The organism is Metamycoplasma orale ATCC 23714, assembly GCF_000420105.1.
GTDB classification, from domain to species: Bacteria; Bacillota_I; Bacilli_A; order Mycoplasmatales; family Metamycoplasmataceae; genus Metamycoplasma; species Metamycoplasma orale.
The window spans coordinates 1-9997 of sequence record NZ_ATUH01000017.1 but is presented as its reverse complement, the minus strand read 5'-3'; the positions used below and the strand labels follow the sequence as shown (position 1 = coordinate 9997).

At 23.1% G+C, this 9997-nt stretch carries 11 protein-coding genes and 1 tRNA gene; 3 read left to right on the top strand and 9 right to left on the bottom strand.

Translation table 4 applies throughout. From position 1 onward, the window contains the following. On the top strand, window positions 1-216 hold a 216-nt coding region (locus F795_RS0103200; protein WP_022936276.1), incomplete at its 5' end, for an IS3 family transposase. 66 nt (window positions 217-282) lie between these two features. Here the strand turns inward: F795_RS0103200 and F795_RS0103195 are convergent. Then, window positions 283-966 (bottom strand): hypothetical protein, encoded by a 684-nt coding sequence (locus tag F795_RS0103195; RefSeq protein WP_022936275.1) that lies wholly within the window; start codon window positions 964-966, stop codon window positions 283-285. A gap of 134 nt (window positions 967-1100) precedes the next feature. On the opposite strand from F795_RS0103195, the gene F795_RS0103190 reads away from it, so the two are divergent. Beyond that, window positions 1101-1189: transfer RNA gene (locus tag F795_RS0103190), tRNA-Ser, on the top strand. Window positions 1190-1234: 45 nt separating this feature from the next. Here the strand turns inward: F795_RS0103190 and F795_RS06955 are convergent. From F795_RS06955 to efp, 6 genes are all read right to left on the bottom strand, one after another. Next, on the bottom strand, window positions 1235-2887 hold the full coding sequence (locus F795_RS06955; protein WP_022936274.1) for a hypothetical protein: 1653 nt from the start codon (window positions 2885-2887) through the stop codon (window positions 1235-1237). After that, window positions 2887-3774 (bottom strand): GTPase Era, encoded by an 888-nt coding sequence (era, locus tag F795_RS0103180; protein ID WP_022936273.1) that lies wholly within the window; start codon window positions 3772-3774, stop codon window positions 2887-2889. The genes F795_RS06955 and era overlap by 1 nt, the downstream gene beginning before the upstream one ends. 2 nt (window positions 3775-3776) lie before the next feature. Then, window positions 3777-4235: an rRNA maturation RNase YbeY gene (gene ybeY / locus F795_RS0103175; protein ID WP_022936272.1), complete on the bottom strand. Its 459-nt coding sequence runs from the start codon at window positions 4233-4235 to the stop codon at window positions 3777-3779. Window positions 4236-4411: 176 nt separating this feature from the next. Continuing rightward, entirely contained in the window at window positions 4412-6241 is a 1830-nt protein-coding gene (locus tag F795_RS0103170; RefSeq protein WP_022936271.1) for a transketolase family protein, read from the bottom strand. Next, the gene (locus F795_RS0103165; protein WP_022936270.1) at window positions 6231-6581 is read right to left on the bottom strand and encodes an MMB_0454 family protein; all 351 of its coding nucleotides are present in this window, start codon (window positions 6579-6581) and stop codon (window positions 6231-6233) included. Before F795_RS0103165 ends, F795_RS0103170 begins: the two co-directional genes overlap by 11 nt. Further along, window positions 6565-7122: an elongation factor P gene (efp, locus tag F795_RS06950; protein ID WP_022936269.1), complete on the bottom strand. Its 558-nt coding sequence runs from the start codon at window positions 7120-7122 to the stop codon at window positions 6565-6567. Before efp ends, F795_RS0103165 begins: the two co-directional genes overlap by 17 nt. A gap of 131 nt (window positions 7123-7253) precedes the next feature. Between efp and nadE the strand changes: the two genes are divergently transcribed. Then, a complete protein-coding gene (gene nadE, locus F795_RS0103155; protein ID WP_022936268.1) occupies window positions 7254-8015 on the top strand; it encodes an NAD(+) synthase in 762 nt (253 codons plus the stop codon). A gap of 231 nt (window positions 8016-8246) precedes the next feature. Here the strand turns inward: nadE and F795_RS06945 are convergent, their stop codons facing one another. Together F795_RS06945 and F795_RS03830 are read right to left on the bottom strand one after the other, a co-directional pair. Continuing rightward, the gene (locus F795_RS06945; RefSeq protein ID WP_022936267.1) at window positions 8247-9452 is read right to left on the bottom strand and encodes an MHO_1580 family protein; all 1206 of its coding nucleotides are present in this window, start codon (window positions 9450-9452) and stop codon (window positions 8247-8249) included. Window positions 9453-9669: 217 nt separating this feature from the next. After that, the coding region (locus tag F795_RS03830; RefSeq protein ID WP_022935969.1) for an IS3 family transposase at window positions 9670-9997 on the bottom strand (328 nt) is incomplete at its 5' end.

The following is a 9997-nucleotide window of genomic DNA, read 5'->3' as shown; positions in this document are numbered from 1 at the left end:
GATAATCGAGAAATTGAATATTTCTTTTCTATATTAAAAACTGAAATTTTTCCGAACTTCTATCAAACCGTTAAAACACTTACTTTTATTGAATTAAAAAATAAAATAAAAGAATTTATAGATTGGTATAATAATGAGAGATTTTTAAAAAAATTTAATTTAAAAACACCCCAAGAATTATGGGATGTTTACAACAACAAAAATTTTACAATTTAGTCCAAAATTTTTGTCCTAGTTTATAAATTAAAAAAAAGTTGTGTATTTATTTTCTTCATTTTATATTTAAAGCGATTTAGATGATTTTAACGATTCTTCTTCGTATCATTTTTTGGCAGTTTTATTAAATATTGCTGATAATATAAATAGAACTAGCGCGAGTCCGGCAAGGATATAAACAGCATATTTATTTGCAAATTGGAATTGATTTTTTGAAGTATGCATTACTATTACGTTTCAGTTTGAAAATACTATACTTGCAATTCCTAATGTAGCAATAAATAAAATTAACATAATTATTGCCATAACTTTAGCAAATGTTCTTTTAATAAAAATACTTTTAATTGCATTAACTATACCATTAATTGAAACAGCTAAAAATAAAATTGCTGCTATTATAAAGCAAATAACTCCTAAAATTAATCCTGAAATCATTTGTGAGTCTTTAGTATTAATTACAGATGAAAATATTTCTTTTAAAGAATTGATGTATAAATTTCCATTAAATTTTGCAATTGATGCTGCAGCAATTGGAAATGGTATAACACTATAAAGTCCTAATGTAAAACCATATAAAAGCTTTTTGGCACTGCTTAATGAGCTTGCATCAAAGTTATTCCCAACAAAATTTATAACTATAAAAAATGGTATTAAAAATAATATCCCAAATAATAAAGTTATAGAAATAGAAATAGAATTTGTTCTTATACTTTTGATCTTTGATTTTGATGTTGATGTATTTGTTTCCATAAATTACCTTTTAAATTTGTTTTATTGTATATCTTATAATTATATATTAAATTTTTACTCATATAGATATAAAAAAAGTTGCTAAAATATAATTGCAAAGCAATTAAAAATATAAAATTATTATATAAATATGTCGATGGTTGCTCGAGTGGCTGAAGAGGTTAGTCTCGAAAACTAATAATGTTAATAGCATTCAAGGGTTCAAATCCCTTACCATCGGCCATTTTTTTATTTTCCTTTTTTACTAAAAATAAAAAAACTAAACCAATTAAGATTTAGTCTTTTCAAAATAGTAATCATTCATAGCAGTTCTTAATTTTAAATCAAGAGGTTGATAACTTTGATGATAAACTTTGCTTGAATTTTCTATTTTAAATATATCCATTGCAACTTGATCATCTTCTAAATTTTCATCTTTGAAGTAAAATTTTTCTAGGAATCTATTTAAATTACTTAATGCTGGAGTGTAGTTTACTGCATTAAAGTTTTCAGTAGCATCACAAAAATCAAATGAGTCTTGGAAAATTTCATGATTTTCTTTAAAGAAATCTTTATTTAATTCATTAACATCTTTAGGCTTTAAGAAGTCATTATCATTAAATAAATAATTCATTAAATCATTTTCAGTATATTTATTTGTTGCAGATATTTTATTGAACACATTATAAAAATATTTTTTGTGGAAATCTTCTTTAGTGTAAGTTGTACCAACTAAAACATTATCTCTAAGAAAATTAGTTAATTTATCTACTTCATCTTTAGAAACGGTTTTAGAAATAATTCAAGCATCTAACAACATATAATTATTTTTAGGTCTTTTGTAATTAATTTGAACATCTTTAAGTGAAGCAAAATTATCTTCTGCATAATAAGAGTCAAGCGCATCGCCGTTATACATTATTGCAATATCAGCCTTAGTTGTAGTAGGTTCAATAATATCATGAACTAAATCAAGACCACTTGTAACTAATTTATTATAGTTAGCATCTTTTATAGAATGTCCCGTTGCTTCTTGGACAAATTCTACAAAATAATCAATAATTTCGCGATAGTTATTCATTGTAAGATTTTCAACTATACCGTTATTTAAATAGTTTTTCTTATTTTCTTCAGTTGCATAAAACTCACCAATCATAGCATTATCTAAATAAGAATTGGTTCAATGCACTCTTTTATAATTATATTTTTTAATAAGGGTTTGAATAATATCAAGTCAAGTTTCCTTATTATTTAAATCGGCTTTGATGATATCATCTGAACCTTTTAAATGTGGTTTATATTTTTTATTGGTATTATAAACAATAAGTTTATCTTGAATAAAATAAGGAACTAAATATTCATAAAAATAATCAGCTTTTCCATCGCCATTAGCATCATATGCAATTGGATTAACCTTATTTTTTTCATCTACTTCATTTTGATAAATTAAATGTGCTCTATTTTTAATATTATTAGGATTTTTTTGTTGAATTATTTCAATAATTTTTTTATCATAATTATCTAAATGTTTAGCTAATATTTCTTCATAATAACTATAAATGTATTTTTTATAATCGCCACCGAATTTGTTTTCTTTATCTTCACCGAATATTTTTTTAAGATCAAATTTTTGAATTTTATTATCAATAATTAATTGTGCAATTTGGTGATCTGATCCTATTCCGGCTACTGCTTTATTTGTATTAATAGCTTTAGTAAACTCATTAATTTCTCCAAAGGTATGATAAGAATATTCTTTTTTAATTTTAGAAATTACATTTAAACTCAAATATGACTCGTAATTATAAATACTTACTTTAAATGGAGACGTAATTCTTACAATCAAAATAAAAATAAAAAAAGAAAAAAGCAAGACAGATAAAACAGATCATAAAATAATTTTTGTTTTATGTGTCAAAAATAAAGGTTTAGTTTTTTTCATTAATATCCCATCTCCTTAATTTTCTTTTCGTCATCAACTCAGTCAGGTGACACTTTAACATTAACTTTTAAGTACACACCATGTTGAAAAGCACTCTCCATTAATTTTCTTGCGTTAATTGATATTTCTTTAATTGTTGAAGCGTTTTTACCAATTAAGATACCTTTTTGAGATTGTTTTTTAACATATAATGTTGCAAATATTGTATATGGTTTTCCTTCTTTTTCACTAAATTCATCAATTTCAACAGCAATTGAATGAGGAAGTTCTTGAAACAATTTTTCTATAGCACATAATCTAATATATTCCTTAGCTAAAAATCTTTGTGAAACATCGGTAAATTCATCTTCTGAATATTCAAAATCTTCTTCATTAGCATATTTCTTTAATTCTTCAATAACATCAGAATATGCTAAATTTAAGTTTAGACCGACACCTAAAACTGTTTCTGTACCTAAAGCTTTAAGATCACTAGCTTTTCTATCTAATTCATTTTTATCATTAACTAAATCTATTTTAGTTAAAATTCCTATAAGTTTTGCTTCAGGATTAATTTCTTTAATTTTGTCAATAATAAAATGATCGCCTTTGCCTATTTCTCCAGTAGCTTCCGATAAAAACAAAATAACATCAACTTCTGAAATTGCAGCATAAGATTTTTGATTTAATCTTTCAGATAATAAATTAAAACCTTTATGAATACCAGGAGTATCATAAAAAATAATTTGATAATTTTTATCAGTATAAATACCCTTAATTAAATCACGAGTAGTTTGAGCTACATTTGTAACAATTGATAAATTGTATTTTAAAATATTATTTAATAAAGTACTTTTACCTACATTAGGCCTTCCTATTAAAGCTACACGACAAACTTTATTTTCCATAATTACCTCTTTATATTCATTTTAGTCATAATATTTTCAACATGTTCATTCATAACTTTGGCTTCTTCTTCAGTTTGATGATCATAACCTAAAAGGTGTGCAACCCCATGAGTAAACATATAACAATATTCTCTTTTGACAGAATGATTAAATTCTTTAGCATGTTTTTTAATAATGTAAGGACAAATAATAATTTGGCCAATTGGTAAGTATTCTAAAAAATCTAAATCGTCACTAAGAAAAGGAAAACTTAAAACATCAGTTGCATAATTTTTTTGACGATGCAAATTATTTAGTTTTTTCATTTTAAATCTAGTTACAAATAAAAGATCCACATGAAGTGGAATTTTAGTTTTTAAATCAAATTCCTTTATAGATAAATTTAAGATCTCATTGAATTCGTCAATGAAATCAAAGGAAGAAAAACTTTTATTTTCGAATAAAACATTTTTTGTTTCCATAGATAATTAAATTATATATAAGTAATTTAAAAAAAGCCGAAAAACAAAAATATTATTTTGTGTGTTTTAATAAATACAATTTACTTAACAAATTAATTGTGAATAATAAAAAATAAAGGAACTTAACTTTTTAAATTAAGTTCCATTATTAACTTTTTGTTTTTAATATTGATAAACTACTTAATTAATTTTTCAACAATTTTTGTAATTTCTTCAATATTAAAATTAATTAGTTCAGGTTTTTGTTTTGAAGTAGCAAAAGTATTTAAATTATTATTACCAATATTATATTTTGCAAGGTTGGTTCATTGTTCAAAATTCGTATTTTCAATAGATATTGTTTTATTTTTATCATAATTTAAATCAATGTTTTTTAGATTAGTTGCATATATCAATGATAACTTTAATTTTAAAGCAATTTCATATGCCATTTCAATATTTAGAGAAGAGCTTATTAATGAATAAGTCATAGGAATTTTTTTAATCAAATAATACATTGAATTATTTTCGTGTTTTTCATCAATTAAGCTTAATAATTCTTGGTTTTTAGCTTCATTAATTACAATAATTGATGGTAATTTATTAGCAGTTTCATTAAAAATATTTTCAATTGTAGTTTTAATTTCATTCAAAGAAAGAGGCATATATAAATTATTTGATAATGCCCTTAATTCTTGTATATTATCATTTTTATTTAATTCGTTTATATTGCTTAGTAAAAAAATAGTTTTTAAATTCATTTGTCTAGCTAATTTAAATGATTCTAAAAATAATGCAAAATTATCTAATATATCTGATGCAATGGCAACAAAATTAGAATGTAAATTTATTCCGTTAGCGACATTGCCTAAAATACTGGTTCTTGGTCCAAGTAATAAGTTTGTTCCACTTATATTATTTGGTGCATACATATTATTACTATTTTTAATATTAGTAATATTAATAGTATTCGCTGTACAAAAAATACTATTTTGGTATTTATTGCTTATATTTTCAATAATTGTACCAAAAAGAGCGGGTATTGATAATTTTGAGTTAATAGCAATATCATTAAGATTTAATTTTGACTCTTCAAATAAAAATGTTTGAAGCTTCTTAGACATTTTAAATGCTTTGCAAGTTTTTTCTAATCTTAATTTATAAGTAGTTTTATAAAAATCGTTGCACTCTTTATATACATCTAAATTATTTGATTTTTTATATGTTAATTTTTCTTTAAGTTCATTAATATCAGCATCAGTTAATTTGTTTTCATAAATTAATGTACTGTTTTCATATTTCATGTTTTCGCCAATTGTGGTCTTAATTTCAATTATTGTTGGTTTGCTAGAAACTTTTGCTTTAGATATTGCATAATTAATTTTTGAAATACGATTTGCAATTCTTTGATAATTAATTTTCATTGCTTTATATTTAGCTGCAACATTTTCATTACTAATTGTACTTAGTAAACTATCTCTTAGTACTTCAGTGCTATTAGAAATAATAATTAAATTTTTTAATTTAAGATTTGCGGCTAAACTTAATGCTTCTTGTGCTTCACCACTTAGCAAATCAAAATCATTACATAAAACATATATACTGTGTTTAACTTCGTTAAATTTATTATTTAGAATATTTTCTGCTATTGCCATACCAACAGCATTAGAAAAAGCAGACCCTAAATTATTTTGATAAGTTTCTAAACTAGAATCAATAAAATCAATTTTTGTGTTTAAAATGTTTTCAAAATTAGCTTCTTCTTTTTTAGTTAATAATTTCGCTAATCTAGCAGTTGCATAATATGTAGGTAAGAAAGAACTATTAGCAATTATTAATCTATCACGATTAACCCATTTATGGTTTTGAAGATTATAATTTAAGTTATATGCAAAAAGTGCATGCATTATTTTAGCAGCGCTTAAAGCTAAGCCATAATCATTAAGGTTTGCTTTTTTTATTAAAGCAAGTGAATTTATTTTTATGTTATCAATACATAAATTATTAATTTTTTTATTAGTTTTCATTTTCAAGGCCTTCAAATACTAAATTAATATTTAATGGTTTACTATTAGTTAAAATAATTATTTTTTGTTCTATAGCCAATATAATTTGTTTAACTAATTTTGAAAAGTCTTTAAAGTTTCTCATTTTAAAATTAATAAAAATTTCAATATTATTTTTTTTATCATTAATTTTAATTTCAATATCTTTAGTCAAAATAATGTCGCTATAGTTAGCAAAAATTTTGTTTATTTCATTATAAATAACATTTTTTTCTATTTTAAAAACTAAATTCATCTTTGCATTTATATTAATGTATTCAGTTTTTTCTAAATCAAGATCTTTTTTATGCTCTTCCAACATATTTGCCTGTTTCTGTTGAAATTAATATAATTTCGCCTTCTTTAATAAATAATGGAGTTTCAACTTCGAAACCAGTTTCTACAATAACTTTCTTTTGTGCAGCTTGTGCTGTATTTCCTTTTACAGCATCTGGAGAACTAGTAACTTTTAGAGATACGTTTGCAGGAAGCTCAATGTCTAAAACTTCTGAATTAAATTTACGAACAGTAACTTTTTGCCCTTCTTTTAAGAAATTCATTTCTCATTGTACATTAGCAGTAGGAATTTCAATTTGTTCAAAAGTTTCTGAATCCATTAAAACAATATTATCACCTGCATTATATAAAAAGTCCATAGTCACTTTATCAATCATGGCCTTTTCAACTTTTTCTCCACCGGTAAAAGTCTTAACTGTAATTGCGCCAGTTCTTAAATCTTTTGATTTAATTTTTACGTTTGCTTGTCCTCTACCTTGTTTAGAATGTGAAAATTCTAAACATACAAAAATTGAACCATCTAATTGAAATGTTGTTCCAGGTCTTAAATCGTTAACACTTATCATATTTGCTCCTTAAAAATTAATGTTTAGTTAATTAACATTTACTAATTAATAAAATAGATTATAAATTATTTTTATAAAATAAATTACAAATAATCTTATTTTAAACCATTATTTTGCTAAAATAATAAATTATGAATTACTTAAATATTGATCAAAATTTATCAACTAAAAAACAAAAGCAATACACTATTTTTATTAAAAAAGTTAAGAATTGAATTAGTCAAAAAGTTGCTAGTGCAAAAGCAAGCGGAATAACTTTAGGATTAAGCGGCGGAATTGATTCATCAGTACTTGCAATTTTATGTGATGAAGTTTTCCCTAAAAATGCATATTTTTATTATTTTGAAATTAAAGAAGATAAAAAAACTAAAAAAGATTTAGAAGAACTTGCAAAACATTTAAAAAATGAAATTAAGATTATTAATTTAAAAAATGAATATGAATCTTTAGCAAAAACATTATCGATTAAAGATAAGCTTTCTAAAGCTAATCTTAAATCAAGATTATATATGTCTAGTTTATATGCCTTAAGTCAAGAAAAAAATACATTAGTAATAGGCACCGATAATTATGATGAATATTTTTTAGGATATTTTACAAAATATGGTGATGGCGGTTGCGATTTACTACCTTTTGCAAATATTAATAAAACACAAGTATATGTACTAGCAAATATGTTAGATATACCAGAATGTATTATTAAAAAAGAACCATCAGCTAATTTATATCCAAACCAAACTGATGAAAAAGAATTGGGATTTAATTATGAAACTTTCGAACTATGAAAAAGAGACTGTAATTTGGTTTCAAAAGAAATTAATGATAAAATAATTAAATTACACAAAACTTCTGAGCATAAAAGAAATTTAATTCCTAAGGGACCTAAATTATAAAATAATTAAAATGAAATAGACCCGTATTATTGGATCTATTTTTTGTGCTCATTTTAAGAAACATTTTAATAAATATAACGAATGGTGATATAACAAAAATATTATAAAATGAATAAAGCAACTATATATATACTGAAAGGAAGAAGAAATATAAATATATATAGATAAAAACAATGTGTGATTTAACTTATTAAAAATGTTTCTTAAAATTTATTTAATTTTTCTATTTTTTTAATCTAAATTGTAAAATTTTCAATTTTGATTTTTTTCTAATTCTCTTCATTTTTCATTTAATAATTTCTTTTGAATAGATAATTTAATATCTCCATTTTCTTTATCAAAAATTGGTGTTTCAAAAGTGCTGTTTATATTAAATGAATGAGTTTCTGAATTGTAGTAATTCTTAAACTTTACTAATACACCTAAATTTCCATAAAATGTTAACGGGAGTTGGCAACCATTTTCACCATATTCGGCATCTTCAATTCAACTTTTAGTGCTATTATCATATTTATATTTATCACTCAAAAAAATTGAATATTGTTGAATATATTTTTTACTTGGATCTTCAGCTTCATTATCAATTTTAATTTTTTTAAAATTAAGTTGTTTTATAGTGTCATTAAACTTGAGTGCTATTGATTCTAATTCAAAATGTGAAATATCTTCATAATCAAGATGCACTATTGTGTTACTTTTAATCTCTCTATTTGCATAACAAATTTCTGCAAATTCATGTAATCTTTTGTTCTTTTCAAAATTATTGAAATGTAATTTAGTTTCAAAACTATATATTTGACTATTGCGATCTTCTAATAAAGTAGTATCCATTGATGAGTTGTTTATTTTATAAGAAATTTTTTGAATCTGTCTAAAAATAATATTTTGATTTGATGATGCTAAAGATTTAGCACTAGTTTCTTTATTTGTAAAACTCATATTATAAATTGTAAAACCAAATGATAATGCATAGCTATCTCTGTGTCGGTCATATGAAGCTATATCAATTGATTTAATATCTTCAAAATTTATTAAATAACCATTTTCAAATTTCGATATTTCCCAAACAAATTGGTTTTCTTTTTCGCTGCGCTTTGAAATATCACATTTTTTGTCATTAATTTTTAAAATTAAATTTCTTTTCATAATATCTTTACTAATTTTTAAAATTAATGAACCACTATTTTGATCTTTTGATCTAACAATATCTAATCAAATTGGGTTATTATTTAACACAGAATTGTCGGCAACTTTTTTTTCAGTTCTTGGAGTGTCATATATATGCCCCACGCCTGTTCTATAAATTAATGTATATGCTTTCATTTTGGCATTAACAATTTGGCTAATTAATTTATAATTTTCTTTTTGCTCATTAAAAGATTCACTAACTTTATAATTATAAGAATCTATAAAATTATTTGGTGGTAATAAAAACATTATTGAACTCTAAATTAATATATGTTCCTTAATTAGCATTAAACTTAAGTTTTTATTTCATTTATATAGTTTTCAACTATGAATAAATAATTTGAAAAAATTTTTTAATTCAAAAGATTTATTTTTCATAATCCTCCTGCGTCTATGTTTATCACATAGACAAAAATAATTAAATATTGATTTTTTAAAGGTTTTAAACTAGGACAAAAATTTTGGACTAAATTGTAAAATTTTTGTTGTTGTAAACATCCCATAATTCTTGGGGTGTTTTTAAATTAAATTTTTTTAAAAATCTCTCATTATTATACCAATCTATAAATTCTTTTATTTTATTTTTTAATTCAATAAAAGTAAGTGTTTTAACGGTTTGATAGAAGTTCGGAAAAATTTCAGTTTTTAATATAGAAAAGAAATATTCAATTTCTCGATTATCCAGTGAGTTTCCTATTCTTGACATTGATATAACGCCATTAATAGAATTAATAAAACTTACAAATTCTTGAGAAGAATATTGAATGCCGTGATCTGAATGAATAATAAATTTT